Origin of the sequence: Streptomyces sp. SID4985 (assembly GCF_009863025.1) — a bacterium.
GTDB lineage: Bacteria > Actinomycetota > Actinomycetes > Streptomycetales > Streptomycetaceae > Streptomyces.
Window position 1 is genome coordinate 1 of record NZ_WWIR01000179.1, and the last position, 230, is coordinate 230.

Annotated in this window: 1 protein-coding gene; it reads right to left on the reverse strand. The window is 72.6% G+C overall.

Going from position 1 to position 230, the window contains the following annotated elements:
* On the reverse strand, positions 1 to 230 hold a 230-nt coding region (locus GTW40_RS06975), incomplete at both ends, for a DEAD/DEAH box helicase (RefSeq protein ID WP_161179281.1).

Below are 230 nucleotides of genomic sequence, written 5' to 3' on the forward strand. Positions count from 1 at the left end.
GGCCTCGTCGAGGACGGTGATCGCCACGTCGTCCAGGAACACGTCGCCGCGCTGGATCAGGTCGTCCAGCCGGCCGGGGGTGGCCACCAGCACCTCGGTGCCGCGCCGGACCTGGTTGGACTGCCGGGTGATCGACATGCCGCCGACCACGGTGGTGATCCGCAGGTTCAGCACCCCGGCGTACGGGGCGAGCGCCTCGGTGACCTGCTGGGCCAGCTCGCGGGTGGGCA